A 19,484-nucleotide genomic window follows, 5' to 3' on the forward strand; every position below is an offset into this window, starting at 1 on the left:
AAGCTCGCTCCCACAGTAGGCCGCGTTTGTTGAAACAACTCGGTCAAACTGTGGGAGCTTGCTCGCGATTCGGTCTCCCAGCGACCCAAAATCCACAAGCGAGCCGCCACCCCGTGAACTCAATCCGCCATTCCCCGTCTCATAGGAGGAATTAAGTCCCGACTCGCGCTAAACTGCGCTGGTTTTTCCGTCCCCTATTCTTCGGAGCCGTCCATGTCCCGCGTTACCTTGAGTCGCTATTTGATTGAGCAGACCCGCAGCAACAACACCCCTGCCGATCTGCGCTTTTTGATCGAAGTGGTGGCGCGTGCGTGCAAGGAAATCAGCCACGCCGTCTCCAAAGGCGCGCTGGGTGGTGTCCTGGGCAGCATGGGCACCGAAAACGTGCAGGGCGAAGTGCAGAAGAAGCTCGACGTGCTGTCCAACGAAATCCTGCTCGAAGCCAACGAATGGGGCGGTCACCTGGCCGGCATGGCGTCCGAGGAAATGGACAATGCCTACCAGATCCCGGGCAAATACCCCAAGGGTGCCTACCTGCTGGTGTTCGACCCACTGGACGGTTCGTCGAACATCGACATCAACGCACCGGTTGGCACCATCTTCTCGGTACTGCGTTGCCCGAACGAATACCTGAGCCAGAACGAAGCCTTGAATGAAAAGGCCTTCCTGCAGCCAGGCACCGAACAGGTTGCCGCCGGTTATGCCATCTACGGCCCTCAGACCATGCTGGTGCTGACCCTGGGCGACGGCGTCAAAGGCTTCACCCTGGACCGCGAGATGGGCAGCTTCGTATTGACCCACGAAGACATCACCATTCCTGAAACCACCCAGGAATTCGCCATCAACATGTCCAACCAGCGTCACTGGGAAGCCCCGGTAAAACGCTACGTCGAAGAATTGCTGGCAGGCGAAGAAGGCCCTCTGAAGAAGAACTACAACATGCGTTGGGTCGCCGCGATGGTTGCCGATGTGCACCGTATCCTGACCCGTGGCGGTCTGTTCATGTACCCGCGCGACAGCCGTGAGCCGTCCAAGCCGGGCAAACTGCGCCTGATGTACGAAGCCAACCCGATGTCGTTCCTGGTGGAACAGGCGGGCGGCGCTTCCACCGACGGCCACCAGCGCATCCTTGATATCAAGCCCGACGGCCTGCACCAGCGCGTGGCGGTGTTCCTCGGCTCGAAGGAAGAAGTGGCGCGCGTTACGGCCTACCACAAGGAATAAATCATGGCCGAGCCCTGGCAGCCGTTGCTCGATTGGTGGTTTGGTTCAGCCAAGACACCGGACGAAATATCGGCTGACAGAGGCAAGCTGTGGTTCGGCAAACGCCATGATCGCCAGGCCAACGAGCGCTTCGGCGATCAGGTCGAGCTGGCACTGGCTGGCGAATTGTCCGACTGGGCGCAACGCCCGGAAGGTTGGCTGGCCCTGGTGCTGCTCCTCGACCAACTCCCGCGAATGATCTTTCGCGACACCCCCAAAGCCTTCTCCGGTGACCTGCGTGCCCAAGCGCTGGTAGCCCAGGGCATGGCAGCGGGTTTCGACCGGCAACTCAAACCGATCCAGCGCGTATTCATCTACCTCGTGCTTGAACACTGCGAAAACCTTGCGGTACAGAACGAGGCCGTGTCGCGCTTCATCGACCTGGTTCGAGAGCAACCGGAGGCGCAGCGGGCGGTGTTTGAAGACAACCTGGATTATGCCGAGCGGCACCAGAAGATCATTGCGCGGTTTGGACGGTTTCCCCATCGCAATGCGGTGTTGGGGCGCGAGTCCACGGCTGAGGAAATGGAGTTTTTGAACAGGCCTGGGTCCAGGTTCTGATTCTTTCGGTGTAGCTGACGCCGCTATCGCGAGCAAGCTCGCTCCCACATTTGACCCCGTTCGCAATCATTAATGTGGGAGCGAGCTTGCTCGCGACGGGGCCAGTCCAGGCACTAGATCCGGAAACTACCCACCAACTGCTTCAACCGCGCCGCCTGCTGCTCAAGATCGGCACAGGCGCGCAAGGTGGCTTGCAGGTTTTCCACGCCTTCCTGGTTCAGGGTGTTGATCTCGGTGATGTCGACGTTGATCGACTCCACCACGGCGGTCTGTTCTTCGGTGGCGGTGGCCACGGACTGGTTCATGCCGTCGATTTCACCAATACGCTGGGTCACGCTGCCCAGGCGTTCGCCGGCTTGGTTGGCGATGCCGACGCTGCTTTCGCTCTGGCGCTGGCTGTCGGTCATGGTCAGCACCGCTTCCCGGGCGCCGACTTGCAGTTCTTCGATCATCTTCTGCACTTGCTGCGCCGAATCCTGGGTGCGGTGGGCCAGGTTGCGCACTTCATCGGCGACCACCGCGAAGCCGCGCCCGGCTTCACCGGCACGGGCCGCTTCGATGGCCGCGTTGAGGGCGAGCAGGTTGGTCTGCTGGGAAATGCTGGTGATCACCTCAAGAATCTGGCCGATGTTCACCGTGTTGCTGTTCAAGGTTTCGATGTTGCCGCACGAATCGCTGATCTTGGCCGACAACTGCTGCATGGCCGCGATGGTTTTATCCACCACGTGCTGGCCATCTTCAGCCAGGCTGCGCGCATCGCTGGAATGCTGCGAGGCGAGGGCGGCGTTCTGGGCGATCTCCTGGGCGGCGGCACCGAGCTGGTTGATGGCCGCGGCTACGCTGCTGGTGCGTGAAGCCTGCTGGTCGGAGTTGAACATCGACGAGTTGGACGCGCTGACCACGCGCAGGGCGACTTCGTTGACCTGGCCGGTGGCCGAGGCCACTTCACGGATCGAGGTATGAATGCGTTCGACAAAGCGGTTGAACGACGTCCCCAGCGCGCCGAATTCGTCGTGGCCGTGGATGACCAGGCGCCGAGTCAGGTCGCCTTCGCCTTCGGCGATGTCGTGCATGGCGCGGCCCATGGTCAGCAGCGGTTGCATCAGCACGCGGATCAACATGCCAAGCAGGGCGATGATGAACACCACCGCGATGACCATGGCGATCAGCGCCGAAGTGCGGAACTCACTGAGCATCGCCAGCGCGGTGTCCTTGTCGAGCACCAGCGCCACGTACCAGTCGGCTCCCGGCACGCCGTTGACGTGGGTGAAGGAGATGAATTGGGGCTTGCCGTCGAGGTCGACTTCTTTCACGCCCGGGCTGATTTGAGGCGCGCCGTTAGGGTAGGCCTCGGCCAGGGTCTTGAGCACGCGCTTGCTGTCGGGGTGGATCAGGATCTTGCCGTCGGCACTGACGATGAACGCGTGGCCGTGGCCGCCGAAGTTCAGCGAATTGATGATGGCGCTGACGCTGGACAGGTCGATGTCCGCACCGGCCACGCCGATCATCTGGTTCTGGTGCTGCACCGGGGTGGCGACGGTGATCACCAGCTTGCCCGACGAGGCGGCGATGTAGGGTTCGGTGACGATGGTTTGCTGCGCGCTGTTGGCGGCCTTGTACCAGCCACGGGCGCGCGGGTCGTAATCGGCAGCGCGATTGCCGGCCGGTACCGAGAACATCACGCCGTCGGTGCCACCAAAATAACTGAGCTGGAAATTGCTGGTGTAGGCCGGCAAGCCCACGGCGCGCTTGAGGCTGTCGGCACTGCTGCCGTCCACGGCAATCTGCTGGGCCAGCGATTGCAGCAGCTGGATGCGGCCCTCGACCCACGTCTGGATATTGCGACTGGTCAGGCTGCCGAGTTCCTGCATGGAGGTTTCGGTGCTGGCGTTCAAGCTCTGGCGTTGACGATAGTCGTTGAACAGGATGAAACAGGCGAATGCAACGGCCACCACGAGGGCGGCAGCCAATAGGATTTTATGGCTGAATTTCATGTTTCTGGTCATTAATAACACTACCGCGGAGGGACGGGTCAGGACGGGCTGTCAATTTGCCATAACGCGTTCCTTTGCGCTGTTTCTTTTTATCGGCGTGCCAGAGCGCCCCATCAGCCGATAGCGGTTCAATTCCGACGAAATGCACGACGCTGTCACAAAGTGAGTGTTTCACCGATGAAACACCAGGCCAGACCCAATAAATACCGGGGGTGTCGGGGAACCAGATAGGGGTTTTCTCTTCTAAGCTTCTGGTTGGCACCTGCCACCCCCCTTCCGTTCCAGGAGTACACCATGTCGCTGCGATCTATCGCCTTGTTGTTTGTGTGTGTCGTATTGACTGCATGCAGCAAGGTCAACCAGGAAAACTATTCGAAGCTGTCGGCTGGCATGCCCAAGTCCGAAGTCGAAACGTTACTGGGGAAACCGACCGATTGCTCGGGCGCGCTCGGCATGTCCAGTTGCACCTGGGGCGACCAGAAAAGCTTTATCAGCGTGCAGTACGCCGGTGACAAAGTGTTGATGTTTTCCGGCCAAGGCCTGAAGTAAACCGGGGAAGGTGGCCAGTATGGTTAGTTCGTCAGTTCTACTTCGGCGCCAGAAGTAGAACTGACGAACTAACCATGCTGGCCACAGTGCCCGCGGGAGAAAAATAATGATGCGGTTAGTTTTTGTGCTTTTGGCTGGCCTGATTTTGGCTGGCTGTGCCACTTCTGGCGAAGATCCGCTGGCACCCAAGACGGTCAACAGCGTCAATCTCAAGCGCTACCAAGGCACCTGGTATGAGTTGGCCCGCCTGCCCATGTATTTCCAGCGCAATTGCGCGCAATCGGAAGCTCACTACACCCTCAAGCCAGACGGCAACGTGGGCGTGCTCAATCGCTGCCTGACCTCGGACTGGCAGTGGGAAGAAGCCAGGGGCACCGCCACGCCGCAGGTGCCGGGCAAGACCGACAAGCTCTGGGTCGAGTTCGACAACTGGTTTTCGCGGATCGTGCCGGGCGTGGCGAAAGGGCAATACTGGGTGTTGTACGTCAGCGATGACTACAAGACCGCCATCGTCGGCGACCCAAGCCGTCGCTACATGTGGCTGCTGTCCCGTACACCGACCGTCAATAGCGTCGTGCGCGAGGAACTGCTGAGCAAGGCACGCCAGCAGGGTTATGACACGACCCGACTGATCTGGCGCGCGTCGGATCGGCAGATGGCCAAGACTTCGGACTGACTGCCTGCAAGTATTCAATGTGGGAGCGGGCTTGCTCGCGAATTCGGTGTATCAGCCGACATAATCGTTAGCTGACAAACCGCCTTCGCGAGCAAGCCCGCTCCCACACTTTTTATCTGCGTCAGCCTAAGAGCTCGCGCAATACCTGGGTAAACGCGCGGGCGCTTTCTTCTTCGCCGGCATGCCGCCCATCGCGCACCACCCACCGGCCGCCGACCATCACATCGCGTACCTGGCGATCGCCACCGGCAAACAGCCAGCGATTGAGGATTGCGTCGCCCTGGGCCGTGGCCAAATACGGGTCGCTGCCATCGAGAACCAGCCAGTCGGCGCGCTTGCCGATGTCGAGGGCGCCGATCGGTTGCCCCAGGGCCTGGGCGCCGCCTGCCAGCGCCGCATCGAACAAGGTGCGACCGACCATCGGCTGATCCGCCCGATACAAGCGGTTGCGCCGTTGATCCCGCAGGCGCTGGCCATATTCCAGCCAGCGCAATTCTTCGACCACGCTTAGCGATACATGACTGTCAGAGCCGATTCCCAGGCGCCCGCCCTGGGCGAGGAAATCCACGGCGGGGAAAATCCCGTCCCCCAGGTTGGCTTCGGTGGTCAGGCACAGGCCGGCAATCGCCCGGCTCCTGGCCATGAGGCTGACTTCCTGGGTGTTGGCGTGGGTAGCGTGGACCAGGCACCAGCGCTGGTCGACTTCGGTGTTTTCGTACAGCCATTGCAGCGGACGGGCGCCGCTCCAGCTCAGACAGTCGTCGACTTCCTTCTGCTGCTCGGCAATGTGAATGTGCACCGGGCACTCGCGGTCACTGGCGGCCAGCACATCTTGGATCTGCCCGGGCGTCACGGCACGCAGCGAGTGGAAGCACAGACCCAGCGCCTGGGACGGCTGCCCGGCCAGGATCGGCTGCAAGCGCGACTGAAGCTTCAAGTAGTTTTCGGTGCTGTTGATGAACCGGCGTTGCCCGTCATTGGGCGCCTGGCCACCAAACCCCGAGTGGCTGTAAAGCACCGGCAGCAGCGTCAGGCCGATGCCAGCAGCGCTGGCGGCGTGGCTGATGCGCAGGGCCAGCTCCGCCGGGTCGGCGTAGGGCGCGCCATCGGTGTCGTGGTGCACATAGTGGAATTCGGCGACTGAGGTGTAGCCGGCCTTGAGCATTTCGATGTACAGCTGGCGGGCAATGATGCCGAGTTGGTCGGGACTGATTTTTCCGACGAGGCGGTACATCAAGTCGCGCCATGTCCAGAAACTGTCGTTGGGATTGCCCGCCACTTCCGCCAGCCCGGCCATGGCCCGTTGGAAGGCATGGGAGTGCAGGTTCGGCATACCCGGCAACAGCGGGCCGCCCAGCCGTTCGGCGCCGTCTGCGTGGGAACCGGCCTGGATATGGGTCAGGACGCCTTCGGCATCGACCTCAAGACGTACATCATGGGCCCATCCACTAGGCAGCAGCGCGCGTTCGGCAAAGAAGGCGGACATGGTTCAACCTCATCGTGCGTAATTTGTATATACATATACAGACGTTTGCCTGGCCGGTAAACTCCGGCAAGCTAGCATTCTTATCCGCAGAACAAGGAACCGCCGTGTCGACTCCGCCTGCCAAACCGCCGCTGGCCGCAAACATGGGTGACAGTCCGGCACCCCTGTACGCCCGCGTCAAACAGATGATCACCCAGCAGATCGACAGTGGAAACTGGCCGCCGCATTACCGCGTGCCGTCGGAAAGCGAACTGGTCAGCCAACTGGGCTTCAGTCGCATGACCATCAACCGTGCGCTGCGGGAAATGACCGCCGACGGCCTGTTGGTGCGCATGCAGGGTGTCGGCACCTTCGTGGCCGAGCCCAAGAGCCAGTCCGCGTTGTTCGAAGTGCATAACATCGCCGACGAAATCGCCTCCCGCGGTCATCGCCACACGTGCAAGGTCATCACCCTGGAAGAAGAGGCGGCCGGTTCCGAGCGGGCACTGGCCCTGGATATGCGCGAAGGCCAGAAAGTGTTCCATTCGCTGATCGTGCATTTCGAGAACGACATCCCCGTGCAAATCGAGGACCGTTTCGTCAACGCGCTGGTGGCGCCTGACTACCTCAAGCAGGACTTCACCGTGCAAACGCCCTACGCCTATCTGAACCAGGTCGCGCCGCTGACCGAGGGCGAGCATGTGGTCGAGGCGATCCTGGCCGAGCCAAGTGAATGCAAGCTGTTGCAGATCGAAAGGGGCGAGCCGTGTCTATTGATCCGCCGCCGTACCTGGTCCGGGCGCCAGCCGGTGACCGCTGCGCGCCTGATCCATCCGGGTTCCCGTCACAGTCTGGAAGGGCGCTTTCATAAATGAGCCATTTGAAGGTTTTACGCGCGGCAGACTACCCACGCATGCCCTGGAAAAACGGTGGCGGCAGCACCGAAGAAATCACTCGCGATGCCGGCACCGGCCTGGAAGGTTTCGGCTGGCGGCTGTCGATTGCCGACATCGGTGAGTCGGGCGGTTTCTCCACCTTCGCCGGTTACGAGCGGGTCATCAGTGTCTTGCAGGGGAGCGGCATGACGCTGAACGTCGATGGCCAGGCCACGCGACCTCTGCATCCGCTGGACCCTTTTGCATTCAGCGGCGAGAGCCATGTGTTTTGTACGCTGCTGGGCGGACCGATTCGTGACTTCAACCTGATCTACGCGCCGCAACGTTACCGGACGCGGTTGCAGTGGTTGGGCGGCCAGCAGCGGTTTTTCAGTGACGCGGAAACGCTGCTGGTGTTCAGTGCCGCCCCGGGGCTGGCTATCAAGATTGGTGAGTCCGCTGTGGACTTGGGTCTCTACGACTGTTTGCAACTGAGCGGTAACACCGGGTTGGTGGATGTCTCCACTCACGGTCAATGCTGCGTGATTGAGCTGACGGCCCATTGATTTCCGGCTAACACACTCTTGTGGCGAGGGAGCTTGCTCCCGCTGGGGCGCGCAGCGGCCCTGGAGCCCGGCGACGCGGTGGATCAGGTTGATTGAGTGAGCTTGAGAGGGGGCTGCTGCGCAGCCCAGCGGGAGCAAGCTCCCTCGCCACAAAAGCATCCCGCTTGCCCAACCGATTTGCTCTTGAAAACTGACACTGATTCGAGGCACTCCCTTAACCCGCGCCGTGCCCAATTCCTGTGGCGAGGGAGCTTGCTCCCGCTGGGGCGCGCAGCGGCCCTGGAGCCCGGCGACGCGGTGGATCAGGTTGATTGAGTGAGCTTGAGAGGGGGCTGCTGCGCAGCCCAGCGGGAGCAAGCTCCCTCGCCACAAAAAGCCTCGTCCTCGCTGTTTCCTCTTTGCGCACCAATTTGTTACCGAATGCCCCAGCGTGGCGCAATGCCATGCTTCTGTGACCCTCCGATTGCCCTCTCGAAAACCCTCTTAAAAAATTTCATGCCGCTCAGCAGCCCTGAAATCACAAGGCTTTCAGCCAATTCCCCAACCGTTTCTGAACACCACCTCCAACAAGTTGGCCGCTTGATTGCATATGCTTGTACATACAAGTAAAGACGTATGCGTATGAGTCACTGATATTCAACGCAACGTTCGCTAAATCGCTGCCCACTGCCCGGGCTGGTCTGGATTGATCGCTGAGGAGTTTTTGCTGTGACCGACGCTACCCGCAAACCCGAAAAATACCGTGACGTTGAAATCCGCGCCCCTCGCGGTAACACGCTGACCGCCAAGAGCTGGCTGACTGAAGCGCCGCTGCGCATGCTGATGAACAACCTCGACCCGGAAGTGGCCGAGAACCCCAAGGAACTGGTGGTCTACGGTGGCATCGGTCGCGCGGCGCGCAATTGGGAGTGCTACGACAAGATCGTCGAAAGCCTGACCAACCTGAACGACGACGAAACCCTGCTGGTGCAATCCGGCAAGCCGGTGGGTGTGTTCAAGACCCACAGCAACGCCCCTCGCGTCCTGATCGCCAACTCCAACCTGGTGCCGCACTGGGCCAGTTGGGAGCACTTCAACGAACTCGACGCCAAGGGCCTGGCCATGTACGGCCAGATGACCGCCGGCAGCTGGATCTACATCGGCAGCCAGGGCATCGTGCAGGGTACCTACGAAACTTTCGTCGAGGCTGGTCGCCAGCACTACGACTCCAACCTCAAGGGGCGCTGGGTCCTGACCGCCGGCCTGGGCGGCATGGGCGGTGCGCAACCCTTGGCCGCGACTCTGGCCGGTGCGTGCTCGCTGAACATCGAGTGCCAGCAGGTGAGCATCGATTTCCGCCTGAAAACCCGCTATGTCGACGAGCAAGCCACCGACCTCGACGACGCCCTGGCGCGCATCGAGAAATACACCGCCGAAGGCAAGGCGATTTCCATCGCCCTGTGCGGGAACGCTGCCGAGATCCTGCCGGAAATGGTCCGTCGTGGTGTGCGTCCGGACATGGTCACCGACCAGACCAGCGCCCACGACCCGCTCAACGGCTACCTGCCGGCCGGCTGGACCTGGGACGAGTACCGTGCCCGCGCCAAGACCGAACCTGCCGCCGTGGTGAAGGCCGCAAAGCAATCGATGGCCGTCCACGTCAAAGCCATGCTGGCCTTTCAGAAAATGGGCGTGCCGACTTTCGACTACGGCAACAACATCCGCCAGATGGCCCAGGAAGAGGGCGTCGAAAATGCCTTCGACTTCCCTGGTTTCGTCCCGGCCTACATCCGTCCGCTGTTCTGCCGCGGTATCGGCCCGTTCCGCTGGGCTGCGCTGTCCGGTGATCCGCAGGACATCTACAAGACCGACGCCAAGGTCAAGGAACTGATCCCCGACGACGCTCACCTGCACAACTGGCTGGACATGGCCCGCGAGCGCATCAGCTTCCAGGGTTTGCCGGCACGGATCTGCTGGGTCGGCCTGGGCCAGCGCGCCAAGCTGGGCCTGGCGTTCAACGAGATGGTGCGCAGCGGCGAATTGTCGGCGCCGATCGTGATCGGTCGCGACCACTTGGACTCCGGTTCCGTGGCCAGCCCCAACCGTGAAACCGAATCCATGCAGGACGGTTCCGATGCGGTCTCCGATTGGCCGTTGCTTAACGCCTTGCTCAACACCGCCAGCGGCGCGACCTGGGTGTCGCTGCACCACGGTGGCGGCGTCGGCATGGGCTTCTCCCAGCACTCGGGCATGGTGATCGTCTGCGACGGTACCGACGAGGCGGCCGAGCGCATTGCTCGCGTACTGCACAACGATCCGGCCACTGGCGTCATGCGTCATGCCGATGCCGGTTACCAGATCGCGATCGATTGCGCGAAAGAGCAGGGGCTGAACTTGCCGATGATTACCGGCAAGTAACCCCGAGCCCCTTGTGGGAGCGAGCTTGCTCGCGATGAGGGCGTGTCAGTCAACAGCAATGTCTGTTGACCCACCGCTATCGCGAGCAAGCTCGCTCCCACAGGGAAGCAGCGGCGAAAATGAATTCCAGAACAATCCACAGAGGTTGAACCATGGCTGTCAGTAGCACACGCGCAAGCAGCAAGCCGTTGATCGAGAAACGTTCGATCGACTACATCCCGGAAGCGGAGCGACACGGTCGGCTGTTGAGCCAGTTCACCCTCTGGATGGGGGCCAACCTGCAAATCACTGCCATTGTCACCGGTGCATTGGCGGTGGTGCTTGGCGGTGATGTGTTCTGGTCGTTGATCGGTTTGCTGATCGGCCAAGTGCTCGGCGGTGGCGTCATGGCCTTGCATGCCGCGCAAGGGCCCAAGCTTGGCCTGCCGCAGATGATCTCCAGTCGGGTGCAGTTCGGTGTGTATGGCGCGGCCATCCCGATCGTGCTGGTGTGCCTGATGTACCTGGGTTTTACCGCGACGGGCACCGTGCTTTCCGGTCAGGCACTGGGCCAGTTGTTTGATGTCAGCGACAGTGTCGGCATCCTCATCTTCGCCAGTGTCATCGTGTTGGTCACGGTGCTTGGTTATCGGGTGATTCACTTCATTGGCCGTGTCGCCAGCATCCTGGGTGTGATCGCCTTCGTTTACCTGTTCGCTCGCCTGATGAGCCAGACGGACGTTGGCGCACTCCTGCAAATCCGCCATTTCAGTTGGAGCAGCTTCCTGCTGGCGGTGTCGCTCGCGGCCTCCTGGCAGATCGCTTTCGGCCCCTATGTGGCGGACTATTCGCGTTACCTGCCAAGCCAAACTTCCTCGGTGAAAACCTTTTTTGCCGCAGGCGCAGGTTCAGTCATCGGCGCGCAGGTGGCGATGATCCTCGGCGTGTTTGCCGCGGCCTCGGCCAATGGGCAGTTCGCCGGTCACGAGGTGGCCTACATCGTGGGCCTGGGCGGTACCGGCGCCACGGCTGCGCTGCTGTACTTCAGCATCGCATTCGGCAAGGTCACCATCTCCACGCTGAACTCCTACGGCAGCTTCATGTGCATCGCGACCATCATCAGCGGTTTTCGTGGTCACCTGAACGTCACGCGCCTGCAGCGTCTGGTCTTCGTGCTGGTCATCGTCGGCGCTGCGACGCTGATCGCGCTGCTCGGCCAGCACTCGTTCCTCGGTGCGTTCAAGTCCTTCATCCTGTTCTTGCTGGCGTTCTTTACGCCTTGGAGCGCGATCAACCTGGTGGACTACTACTGCATCACCCGCGAGCGCTATGACGTACCGGCACTGGCCGACCCGAACGGTCGCTACGGTCGTTGGAACGCCCTTGGCATCAGCGTCTATGTCTTCGGCGTACTGGTTCAACTGCCGTTTATCGCCACCAAGTTCTATACCGGTCCGCTGGTGGAAGCCATGGGCGGTGTGGATATTTCCTGGATCATCGGTCTGGTGGTTCCGGCGGCGCTGTATTACGTCGTCGCCAAGAAGTGGCACAGCGCTGTACCCGATCAATTGATCCTGCCGCTCGAGCAGGACACGGTTGACGCACAACCGAGCAGGGCGGGCCGCATCCAAGCGGTCTGATGGGACGTTGACAGGGCTGGATGCCTCTTGACTGCCGTAAGCCAATCCAACTGATTAGGAGCGTCACATAATGAAGTCGAACAAGACCCTGCTGACCACATTGCTTTCCATGGGCCTGCTGGCCGGCGCCAGCGCCACACAAGCGGCGGGTTGGTGCGAGTCGGGCAAACCGGTGAAGTTCGCCGGCCTGAACTGGGAAAGCGGCATGCTGCTGACCGACGTCCTGCAAGTGGTGCTGGAAAAAGGCTACGGCTGCAAGACCGACAGCCTGCCAGGCAACTCCATCACCATGGAGAATGCCCTGAGCAGCAACGACATCCAGGTGTTTGCCGAAGAGTGGGTCGGCCGCAGCGAGGTGTGGAACAAGGCCGAGAAGGCCGGCAAGGTGGTCGGCGTCGGCGCCCCGGTGGTGGGGGCCATCGAAGGCTGGTATGTGCCGCGCTACGTGGTTGAGGGCGACGCCAAGCGCAAGCTCGAAGCCAAGGCCCCGGGCCTGAAGAACATCGCTGACCTGGGCCAGTACGCTGCCGTGTTCAAGGACCCGGAAGAACCGTCCAAGGGCCGTTTCTACAACTGCCCGGCCGGTTGGACATGTGAGCTGGACAACAGCGAAATGCTGAAAAGCTATGGCCTGGAAAAAACCTACACCAACTTCCGTCCAGGCACCGGCCCGGCCCTGGATGCGGCGGTGCTGTCGAGCTACAAGCGTGGCGAGCCGATCCTGTTCTACTACTGGTCGCCTACGCCGCTGATGGGCCAGGTGGACCTGGTGAAACTGGAAGAAAAACCGGGCGTGGATAAAAGCGTGAGCATCAAGGTCGGCCTGTCCAAGACCTTCCACGACGAAGCCCCGGAGTTGGTGACGGTGCTGGAAAAGGTCAACCTGCCCATCGATATCCTGAACCAGAACCTCGGGCGCATGGCCAAGGAGCGGATCGAGTCGCCGAAGCTGGCGAAGATCTTCCTGAAGGAACATCCTGAAGTCTGGCACGCCTGGGTCAGTGAAGACGCTGCCAAGAAAATCGACGCGGCTCTGTAGGTCGAATCCCCCGGCCAATCCTAGGGTTGGCCGGGACGTTCACTGCATCCACCTGATCGAGAGTCTCTTATGTTTCCCGAAAGCTTTACCTTCTCCATCGCCGACTGGGTCAACGGTTGGGTCGACGCCCTGGTGACCAACTATGGCGATGTGTTCCGGCACATCTCCGACACCTTGCTGTGGGCCATCGTCAACCTCGAAGGCCTGCTGCGCATGGCGCCCTGGTGGCTGATGCTGGCCATCGTCGGCGGCATTGCCTGGCACGCCACCCGCAAGGTCGTGGCCACGGCAGTGATCGTCGGCCTACTGTTCCTGGTGGGCGCGGTGGGCCTGTGGGACAAACTGATGCAGACCCTTGCCCTGATGCTGGTGGCGACGCTGATCTCGGTGTTGATCGGCATTCCCCTGGGCATCCTCTCGGCGCGCAGCAATCGCCTGCGTTCGGTGCTGATGCCGCTGCTGGACATCATGCAGACCATGCCGAGCTTCGTGTACCTGATTCCGGTGTTGATGCTGTTCGGCCTGGGCAAGGTCCCGGCGATTTTCGCCACGGTGATCTATGCCGCGCCGCCATTGATCCGCCTGACCGACCTGGGCATCCGCCAGGTGGACGGCGAAGTGATGGAAGCCATCAACGCCTTCGGCGCCAACCGCTGGCAACAGTTGTTCGGTGTGCAACTGCCCCTGGCCCTGCCGAGCATCATGGCCGGGATCAACCAGACCACCATGATGGCCCTGTCGATGGTGGTCATCGCCTCGATGATCGGCGCCCGTGGCCTGGGTGAAGACGTGCTGGTGGGCATCCAGACCCTCAACGTCGGCCGTGGCCTGGAAGCCGGGCTGGCGATCGTGATTCTCGCCGTGGTCATCGACCGCATTACCCAGGCCTATGGTCGTCCTCGGCACGAGGTGAGCAAATGAGCAACGCAGCCATCAGCAAGATCGAAGTCAAGAATGTCTTCAAGATTTTCGGCAATCGCTCCAAGGAAGCCCTGGCGCTGATCCGCCAGGACAAGACCAAGGACCAGGTGCTGGCCGAAACCGGCTGCGTGGTCGGCGTGAACGACCTGTCGCTGAGTATCGGCACGGGTGAGATCTTCGTGATCATGGGGCTGTCCGGTTCTGGCAAGTCCACGTTGGTGCGCCATTTCAACCGGCTGATCGATCCTACCAGTGGTGCGATCCTGGTGGACGGTGAAGACATCCTGCAACTGGACATGGACGCCCTGCGCGAGTTTCGCCGGCACAAGATCAGCATGGTGTTCCAGAGCTTCGGCCTGCTGCCCCACAAGAGCGTGCTGGACAACGTCGCCTATGGCTTGAAAGTGCGCGGCGAGAGCAAACAGGTGTGCGCCGAACGGGCGTTGCACTGGATCAACACCGTGGGCCTGAAGGGCTACGAGAACAAGTACCCGCACCAGCTCTCCGGCGGCATGCGCCAGCGCGTGGGCCTGGCCCGGGCCTTGGCGGCGGACACCGACATCATCCTGATGGACGAAGCCTTCAGCGCCCTCGACCCGCTGATCCGCGCGGAAATGCAGGACCAGTTGCTGGAGCTGCAAAAGACCCTGCACAAGACCATCGTCTTCATCACCCACGACCTCGACGAGGCCGTGCGCATCGGCAACCGCATCGCGATTCTCAAGGACGGCAAGCTGATCCAGGTCGGCACGCCCCGGGAGATCCTGCATTCGCCGGCGGATGAGTATGTCGATCGGTTCGTGCAGCGCAGGGCTGCGGTGGTGTAAGGCCGGACCCAGTTGTGTAAGGCCAGACGCGGTTGTGGCGAGGGGATTTATCCCCGTTGGGCTGCGCAGCAGCCCCAGACCAAGCAGTGGGATCAGCCTGACACAATTGGATGGAAAGTAATGGGACTGCTTCGCAGCCCAACGGGGATAAATCCCCTCGCCACAAATGTTATTGGCAACTTATGGGTATGAGGTTTTAGATGTCCCAGGCTGAAAAAATCGTAATCGCCGACGCCCCGTTGCGTTGGCAGGACGTGGTCGCCGTCGCCCGCTTTGGCGCCGAGCTCGAGCTGTCGGCCCAGGCCTGGGCGCGGATCGACAATGCCCAGGCCATCGTCCAGCGCATCGTCGAAAGCGGTGAGCGCGCCTATGGCGTCAACACCGGCCTGGGGGCCTTGTGCAATGTTTCGCTCAAGGACGAACAGCTCAGCCAACTGTCGCGCAACACCCTGCTCAGCCATGCCTGTGGCGTCGGTGCGCCGCTTTCCGATGAACAGACCCGGGCGATTCTCTGCGCCGCCATCCTCAACTACAGCCAGGGCAAATCCGGCATCCATCGCCGGGTGGTCGAAGCGCTGCTGGCGCTGCTCAACCGGGGCATCACACCGCAGGTGCCGTCCCAGGGTTCGGTGGGTTACCTGACCCACATGGCCCACATCAGCATCGCGCTTTTGGGCGTCGGCCAGGTCAGTTATCGCGGGCAAATCGTTTCGGCGCAACAGGCCTTGGCCGCCGAAGGCTTGCAACCGGTGCAGTTGGGCGCCAAGGACGGTTTGTGCCTGGTCAACGGCACCCCGTGCATGACCGGCCTCAGCTGCCTGGCCCTGGCCGATGCGACGCGGCTGGTGCAATGGGCCGACGTGATCGGCGCCATGAGCTTCGAGGCCCAGCGCGGGCAGATTGCCGCGTTCGATGCCGAGATCATCGCCCTCAAGCCGCACCTGGGCATGCAGCAGGTCGGGGTCAACTTGCGGGCCTTGCTCGACGGCAGCGAAGTCATCGCCTCGAGCTTGGGCATTCGTACCCAGGACGCCTTGAGTATCCGCTCGATTCCGCAGGTGCACGGTGCCGCTCGCGATCAGTTGGCGCATGCGCGGCAACAGATCGAAACCGAACTCAACGCCGCCACCGACAACCCGCTGTTGCTCGGCACGCCTGAGCATTTCCGGGTGATGTCCCAGGCCAACCCCCACGGTCAGTCGGTGGCGATGGCGGCGGACCTGCTGGCGATTGCCATGGCTGAGATCGGCTCCATCGCCGAGCGTCGCCTCGACCGCTTGATCAACCCCCACGTCAGCGGCCTGCCGGCCTTCCTGGTAGCCAACCCCGGGGTGAACTCGGGGATGATGATCGTGCAATACGTCGCCGCGTCGCTGTGCGCGGAAAACAAGCAACTGGCGCAACCGGCGGTGCTCGACAACTTCGTCACCTCGGGCCTGCAAGAAGATCATTTGAGCATGGGCACCAACGCGGCCTTGAAGCTGCACAGGGCGCTGGAAAACTGCACGCAGATCCTCGCCATCGAATACCTGCTGGCGGCCCAGGCCTTTGAATTTCTCAAGGCCCAGCGCTTCGGCACCGGCACCGACATCGCTTGGAAACTGCTGCGTGAGCGCGTGCCGGCCTACGACCAGGATCGCTGGCTGGCGCCGGACATCGCCAGTGCCGCTGGCCTGCTTAAAGACCCGAGCATGCTGCGAAGCGTATTACCGAATTTGAATTGATCAAAAAAGCGCCAGCGTGCCAAGGCACCTATTGCCCATAAAGCATCGCCCAAAAGGCGAAGGTGACGGATAACGGAACATTCCGGAGCGACTGGCGGGTAAAAACAAAACTCTCAAAAGGAGCAATACATGACTGCCTTAAACCTGATTCCCGGCCAATTGAGCCTGGCTCAATTGCGTGACATCTATCAGCAACCGGTGACCTTGAGCCTCGACGCCAGCGCGTCGGCGCAGATCGAGGCCAGCGTCGCCTGCGTGGAACAGATCCTCGCCGAGAACCGCACCGCCTACGGCATCAACACCGGTTTCGGCCTGCTGGCCTCGACCCGCATCGCCAGCGAAGACCTGGAAAACCTGCAGCGTTCCCTGGTGCTGTCCCATGCCGCCGGCGTGGGTGAGCCGATCAGCGATGCGCTGGTGCGGCTGGTCATGGTGCTCAAGGTCAACAGCCTGAGCCGGGGTTTCTCCGGCATCCGTCGGCAGGTGATCGATGCGCTGATCGCGCTGATCAATGCCGAGGTCTATCCGCACATTCCGCTCAAGGGTTCGGTCGGTGCTTCCGGCGACTTGGCCCCGCTGGCCCACATGTCCCTGGTGCTGCTGGGCGAAGGCAAGGCGCGCTATAAAGGCGAATGGTTGCCGGCTGTCGAGGCACTGAAAGTGGCCGGCCTCGCGCCGCTGACCCTGGCCGCGAAAGAAGGCTTGGCGCTGCTCAACGGCACTCAGGTGTCCACCGCGTTTGCCCTGCGTGGCCTGTTCGAAGGCGAAGACCTGTTTGCCGGTGCCCTGGCCCTGGGTGGCCTCACGGTGGAAGCGGTGCTCGGCTCGCGTTCGCCATTCGATGCACGCATCCATGCCGCCCGTGGCCAGAAAGGCCAGATCGACGCCGCCGCTGCCTACCGCGATCTGCTGGGCGAGCGCAGCGAAGTCTCCGATTCGCACCAGAACTGCGACAAGGTCCAGGACCCGTACTCCCTGCGCTGCCAACCGCAAGTGATGGGTGCCTGTCTGACCCAGTTCCGCCAGGCCGCCGAAGTGCTGGTGATCGAGGCCAACGCGGTGTCGGATAACCCGCTGGTGTTCGCCGCCGAGGGTGACGTGATTTCCGGCGGCAACTTCCACGCCGAACCGGTGGCGATGGCCGCCGACAACATGGCCTTGGCGATTGCCGAAATCGGCTCCCTGAGCGAGCGCCGGATTTCGTTGATGATGGACAAGCACATGTCGCAGTTGCCGCCGTTCCTGGTGGCCAATGGCGGGGTGAACTCCGGCTTCATGATCGCCCAGGTCACCGCGGCGGCCCTGGCCAGCGAAAACAAGGCGCTGTCCCATCCGCATTCGGTGGACAGCCTGCCGACCTCGGCCAACCAGGAAGACCACGTTTCCATGGCCCCGGCTGCCGGCAAGCGTCTGTGGGAAATGGCCGAAAATACCCGTGGGATCCTCGCGGTGGAATGGCTTGCGGCTTGCCAGGGGCTGGACCTGCGTGGCGGCTTGAAGACCTCCACGAAGCTGGAGCGGGCCCGGGGGCTGTTGCGTGCGCAAGTGCCGTTTTACGAGAAGGACCGCTTCTTTGCGCCGGACATCAATGCGGCCAGTGAATTGCTGGCGAGTCGGTGCCTGAACGAGCTGGTCACGGCGCAGTTGTTGCCGAGCCTGTAAGGCTGATTCGATCGTTCCCACGCTCTGCGTGGGAACGCCTCATGGGGCGTTCTGCGTCCCGATCTACGAAGGACGCGGAGCGTCCCGGACTGCATTCCCACGCGGAGCGTGGGAATGATCCTGACGGAGGACATCAATGAAAACCCTCTGGCAAAACTGCCACGCCGCCACCATGGCCCAGGGCGTCTACTCGATCATCGAAGACGCCGCCATCGTCACCCAGGGCAAGCACATCCAATGGATCGGCCCGCGTGCCGAATTGCCGACGGGTGACTACCCGGCGGTCAACGACCTCAAGGGCGCTTGGGTCACGCCGGGGCTGATCGACTGTCACACCCACACGGTATTTGGCGGCAACCGCAGCGGTGAGTTCGAGCAGCGCCTGCAAGGCGTCAGCTACGCCGAGATTGCCGCAGCCGGCGGTGGCATCGCCAGCACCGTACGCGCCACCCGCGCCGCCAGTGAAGACGAGCTGTTCGCCAGCGCCGCCAAGCGCCTGGGAAGCCTGATGCGCGACGGCGTGACCACGGTGGAAATCAAATCCGGTTACGGCCTGGACCTGGCCAGCGAGCGCAAGATCCTGCGCGTCATCCGCCGCCTCGGCGCTGAGCTGCCAGTCAGCGTACGCAGCACCTGTCTGGCGGCCCACGCTTTGCCGCCGGAATACAAGGATCGCGCCGACGACTACATCGAACACATCTGCAGCGAGATGCTTCCGGCCTTGGCAGCCGAAGGACTGGTGGATGCGGTGGATGCCTTTTGCGAATACCTGGCGTTTTCCCCGGCGCAGGTCGAGCGGGTGTTTATCACAGCGCAACAACTTGGGCTGCCGGTGAAGCTGCACGCCGAGCAATTGTCGTCGCTGCACGGTTCCAGCCTGGCGGCGCGTTACCAGGCGCTGTCGGCCGATCACCTGGAGTTCATGACCGAGGACGATGCCAAGGCCATGGCCGAATCCGGCACCGTGGCGGTGTTGCTGCCGGGGGCGTTTTATTTCCTGCGCGAAACCCAATTGCCGCCCATGGAAGCCCTGCGCAAGCACGGTGTGAAAATCGCGGTGGCCAGCGACCTCAACCCGGGCACCTCGCCGGCGTTGTCGTTGCGCTTGATGTTGAACATGGCCTGCACCTGCTTCCGCATGACCCCGGAAGAAGCCTTGGCGGGGGCGACGATTCATGCGGCCCAGGCCTTGGGCATGGCTCAAACCCACGGTTCGCTGGCTGCCGGCAAGGTCGCGGACTTTGTCGCCTGGCACATCGACCGCCCGGCCGACCTGGCGTACTGGCTCGGTGGCGATCTGGAAAAACGCGTCGTGCGTCACGGCGTGGAAATCGATTGAGGAGAAC

General features: G+C 61.9%; 16 protein-coding genes. 14 read left to right on the forward strand and 2 right to left on the reverse strand.

Going from position 1 to position 19,484, the window contains the following annotated elements; translation table 11 throughout:
- The first annotated feature begins 213 nt into the window (after positions 1-213).
- Both BLU76_RS07960 and BLU76_RS07965 read left to right on the forward strand, forming a co-directional pair.
- Positions 214-1,224: a class 1 fructose-bisphosphatase gene (locus tag BLU76_RS07960; RefSeq protein WP_014336119.1), complete on the forward strand. Its 1,011-nt coding sequence runs from the start codon at positions 214-216 to the stop codon at positions 1,222-1,224.
- A 3-nt stretch (positions 1,225-1,227) separates the two neighbouring features.
- Entirely contained in the window at positions 1,228-1,824 is a 597-nt protein-coding gene (locus BLU76_RS07965; RefSeq protein ID WP_092146454.1) for a DUF924 family protein, read from the forward strand.
- A 113-nt stretch (positions 1,825-1,937) separates the two neighbouring features.
- On the opposite strand, the gene BLU76_RS07970 is transcribed toward BLU76_RS07965, so the two are convergent.
- Positions 1,938-3,830, reverse strand: coding sequence for a methyl-accepting chemotaxis protein (locus BLU76_RS07970; RefSeq protein ID WP_218190199.1), 1,893 nt, complete (start codon positions 3,828-3,830; stop codon positions 1,938-1,940).
- Positions 3,831-4,112: 282 nt separating this feature from the next.
- Here BLU76_RS07970 and BLU76_RS07975 point away from each other — a divergent pair, with 282 nt between their 5' ends.
- On the forward strand, positions 4,113-4,367 hold the full coding sequence (locus tag BLU76_RS07975) for a hypothetical protein (RefSeq protein WP_003196877.1): 255 nt from the start codon (positions 4,113-4,115) through the stop codon (positions 4,365-4,367).
- A gap of 106 nt (positions 4,368-4,473) precedes the next feature.
- Positions 4,474-5,043, forward strand: a complete 570-nt coding sequence (locus BLU76_RS07980; protein ID WP_072345109.1) for a lipocalin family protein — start codon at positions 4,474-4,476, stop codon at positions 5,041-5,043.
- Between the two features lie 121 nt (positions 5,044-5,164).
- Here the strand turns inward: BLU76_RS07980 and BLU76_RS07985 are convergent, their stop codons facing one another.
- Positions 5,165-6,529, reverse strand: coding sequence for a formimidoylglutamate deiminase (locus BLU76_RS07985; RefSeq protein WP_092146450.1), 1,365 nt, complete (start codon positions 6,527-6,529; stop codon positions 5,165-5,167).
- A gap of 143 nt (positions 6,530-6,672) precedes the next feature.
- Between BLU76_RS07985 and hutC the strand changes: the two genes are divergently transcribed.
- The 10 genes from hutC to hutI all read left to right on the forward strand — a co-directional run bounded on the left by hutC (position 6,673) and on the right by hutI (position 19,477).
- Positions 6,673-7,383: a histidine utilization repressor gene (gene hutC, locus BLU76_RS07990; protein WP_170845945.1), complete on the forward strand. Its 711-nt coding sequence runs from the start codon at positions 6,673-6,675 to the stop codon at positions 7,381-7,383.
- The gene (locus BLU76_RS07995) at positions 7,380-7,949 is read left to right on the forward strand and encodes a HutD/Ves family protein (protein WP_092222283.1); all 570 of its coding nucleotides are present in this window, start codon (positions 7,380-7,382) and stop codon (positions 7,947-7,949) included. The genes hutC and BLU76_RS07995 overlap by 4 nt, the downstream gene beginning before the upstream one ends.
- Before the next feature lie 708 nt (positions 7,950-8,657).
- Positions 8,658-10,346, forward strand: a complete 1,689-nt coding sequence (gene hutU, locus BLU76_RS08000; protein WP_092222286.1) for a urocanate hydratase — start codon at positions 8,658-8,660, stop codon at positions 10,344-10,346.
- A 152-nt stretch (positions 10,347-10,498) separates the two neighbouring features.
- Positions 10,499-11,965 (forward strand): purine-cytosine permease family protein, encoded by a 1,467-nt coding sequence (locus BLU76_RS08005; protein ID WP_092222288.1) that lies wholly within the window; start codon positions 10,499-10,501, stop codon positions 11,963-11,965.
- A gap of 70 nt (positions 11,966-12,035) precedes the next feature.
- A complete protein-coding gene (locus BLU76_RS08010) occupies positions 12,036-13,004 on the forward strand; it encodes an ABC transporter substrate-binding protein (protein WP_092151004.1) in 969 nt (322 codons plus the stop codon).
- Positions 13,005-13,073: 69 nt separating this feature from the next.
- Positions 13,074-13,925, forward strand: a complete 852-nt coding sequence (locus tag BLU76_RS08015) for an ABC transporter permease (protein ID WP_041024738.1) — start codon at positions 13,074-13,076, stop codon at positions 13,923-13,925.
- Complete coding sequence (locus BLU76_RS08020) at positions 13,922-14,752, forward strand: quaternary amine ABC transporter ATP-binding protein (RefSeq protein WP_092151007.1); 831 nt, start codon at positions 13,922-13,924, stop codon at positions 14,750-14,752. Before BLU76_RS08015 ends, BLU76_RS08020 begins: the two co-directional genes overlap by 4 nt.
- A gap of 200 nt (positions 14,753-14,952) precedes the next feature.
- On the forward strand, positions 14,953-16,476 hold the full coding sequence (hutH, locus tag BLU76_RS08025) for a histidine ammonia-lyase (RefSeq protein WP_092222290.1): 1,524 nt from the start codon (positions 14,953-14,955) through the stop codon (positions 16,474-16,476).
- Positions 16,477-16,605: 129 nt separating this feature from the next.
- Positions 16,606-18,138, forward strand: a complete 1,533-nt coding sequence (gene hutH, locus BLU76_RS08030; protein ID WP_063323336.1) for a histidine ammonia-lyase — start codon at positions 16,606-16,608, stop codon at positions 18,136-18,138.
- Positions 18,139-18,274: 136 nt separating this feature from the next.
- Complete coding sequence (gene hutI, locus BLU76_RS08035) at positions 18,275-19,477, forward strand: imidazolonepropionase (protein ID WP_092151013.1); 1,203 nt, start codon at positions 18,275-18,277, stop codon at positions 19,475-19,477.
- The last annotated feature ends 7 nt before the right edge of the window (positions 19,478-19,484 follow it).

Origin of the sequence: Pseudomonas sp. NFACC08-1 (assembly GCF_900106735.1) — a bacterium.
In the GTDB taxonomy this organism is placed as follows: domain Bacteria; phylum Pseudomonadota; class Gammaproteobacteria; order Pseudomonadales; family Pseudomonadaceae; genus Aquipseudomonas; species Aquipseudomonas fluorescens_Q.

Coding starts and splice junctions, on each gene's coding strand:
- BLU76_RS07960 (WP_014336119.1), top strand. CDS start 214: ATGTCCCGCGTTACCTTGAGTCGCTATTTGATTGAGCAGACCCGCAGC.
- BLU76_RS07965 (WP_092146454.1), top strand. CDS start 1,228: ATGGCCGAGCCCTGGCAGCCGTTGCTCGATTGGTGGTTTGGTTCAGCC.
- BLU76_RS07970 (WP_218190199.1), bottom strand. CDS start 3,830: ATGACCAGAAACATGAAATTCAGCCATAAAATCCTATTGGCTGCCGCC.
- BLU76_RS07975 (WP_003196877.1), top strand. CDS start 4,113: ATGTCGCTGCGATCTATCGCCTTGTTGTTTGTGTGTGTCGTATTGACT.
- BLU76_RS07980 (WP_072345109.1), top strand. CDS start 4,474: ATGATGCGGTTAGTTTTTGTGCTTTTGGCTGGCCTGATTTTGGCTGGC.
- BLU76_RS07985 (WP_092146450.1), bottom strand. CDS start 6,529: ATGTCCGCCTTCTTTGCCGAACGCGCGCTGCTGCCTAGTGGATGGGCC.
- hutC (WP_170845945.1), top strand. CDS start 6,673: ATGGGTGACAGTCCGGCACCCCTGTACGCCCGCGTCAAACAGATGATC.
- BLU76_RS07995 (WP_092222283.1), top strand. CDS start 7,380: ATGAGCCATTTGAAGGTTTTACGCGCGGCAGACTACCCACGCATGCCC.
- BLU76_RS08005 (WP_092222288.1), top strand. CDS start 10,499: ATGGCTGTCAGTAGCACACGCGCAAGCAGCAAGCCGTTGATCGAGAAA.
- BLU76_RS08010 (WP_092151004.1), top strand. CDS start 12,036: ATGAAGTCGAACAAGACCCTGCTGACCACATTGCTTTCCATGGGCCTG.
- BLU76_RS08015 (WP_041024738.1), top strand. CDS start 13,074: ATGTTTCCCGAAAGCTTTACCTTCTCCATCGCCGACTGGGTCAACGGT.
- BLU76_RS08020 (WP_092151007.1), top strand. CDS start 13,922: ATGAGCAACGCAGCCATCAGCAAGATCGAAGTCAAGAATGTCTTCAAG.
- hutH (WP_092222290.1), top strand. CDS start 14,953: ATGTCCCAGGCTGAAAAAATCGTAATCGCCGACGCCCCGTTGCGTTGG.
- hutH (WP_063323336.1), top strand. CDS start 16,606: ATGACTGCCTTAAACCTGATTCCCGGCCAATTGAGCCTGGCTCAATTG.
- hutI (WP_092151013.1), top strand. CDS start 18,275: ATGAAAACCCTCTGGCAAAACTGCCACGCCGCCACCATGGCCCAGGGC.